This window comes from Pseudomonas sp. Irchel s3h9, from assembly GCF_900187475.1.
In the GTDB taxonomy this organism is placed as follows: domain Bacteria; phylum Pseudomonadota; class Gammaproteobacteria; order Pseudomonadales; family Pseudomonadaceae; genus Aquipseudomonas; species Aquipseudomonas neuropathica.
Genome location: NZ_FYDH01000032.1, coordinates 1 through 1,310 on the forward strand (window position 1 = coordinate 1; position 1,310 = coordinate 1,310).

General features: G+C 62.8%; 1 protein-coding gene. It reads left to right on the forward strand.

What is annotated here, in order from left to right; translation table 11 throughout:
- On the forward strand, positions 1-1,310 hold a 1,310-nt coding region (locus CKW26_RS29235; RefSeq protein ID WP_141231890.1), incomplete at both ends, for a DUF6531 domain-containing protein.

Sequence of the window (1,310 nt, forward strand, 5' to 3'; positions counted from 1 at the left end):
TCGCCGGATCAGGCGAAAAACCCCAACGGCGACAGCGCCGATTGCGTGCCGCGCACCTGCACCAACGGCTGCCCGGTGTCGATGGTCACCGGCGAAGAACTGCTGACCTTGAGCGATGCGGTGCTCGATGGCGTGTTGCCGTTTGAGTTCACCCGCCTGTATCGCTCCAGCGCCACCGAAATCGATGTTGGGTTGGGGTTTGGCTGGAGTCATTCGCTGGCGCATCGGCTGGAATTTGCCGGCGACGAGGTTGTTTGGGTCGATCACGAAAACCGGCGTACCCGTTTTCCGTTGCCGAATACTGAGCGCCCGGCGATTCACAACAGTTTGTCGCGGGCGGCGATTTTTCTTGGCGATGAGCCGGAAGAGCTGATCCTCGCACTGGCCGGGGACACCGCGCGGTTTTATCACTTTCGCGCAGGACGGCTGACGGCGATCAGCGATGCCTATGGCAATCGTCTGACGGTGCAGCGCGATCGCTCTGACCGGGTGCAGCGACTGGATAACGGCGCCGGGCGTTCGCTGTTGTTGCGGTATGACCGGGCGCAGTTGGTTGGTGTGGATTACCAGGTGTTTCGCGACGGTGCATGGAGCACCGAACAAGCGCTGGTCAGTTACAGCTACGACGCCTACCGGCACCTGATCGAAGCCACCAACGCCGTCGGTGACAGCGAGCGTTACGACTACGACGACGCTCACGTGATTCTGCAGCGGCAACTTGCTGGGGGCGCGAGTTTCTTCTGGGAGTGGGAGCGCTCCGGCAAGGCTGCTCGTTGCGTGCGCCACTGGGCGTCGTTTTCGCAGATGGACACACGTTACGTCTGGAACGATGACGGCAGTGTCGCGGTGCATTACGTCGACGGCACCGAAGAGACCTACGTCCACGACGAGCGTGCGCGGCTGGTGCGCAAGGTCGAGGCCGATGGCGGTGAACAGCTCAAGGCCTATGACGATGCCGGGCGCTTGATTGCCGAGCAGGATGCCTTGGGCGCCGTCACCGAATACCGCTACGACGAAGTCGGACGGCTGATCGCGCTGATTCCACCGGATGAGGCGCCCACGTCCTACGAGTATCGCAACGGTTTCCTGCATCGACGTTCGCGCGGCGAGGCGGTGTGGATCTACCGGCGCAATGCCGAGGGCGATGTCACCGAAGCGGTCGACCCCGACGGCCAGGTTACTCATTACTACTACGACACCCGGGGGCAATTGCTGTCGATCCGCTACCCGGACAGCAGCCGGCATCGGCTGGTCTGGAATAGCCTCGGCCAGTTGACCGAGGAAACCCTGCCCGACGGTGGCGTGCGGCG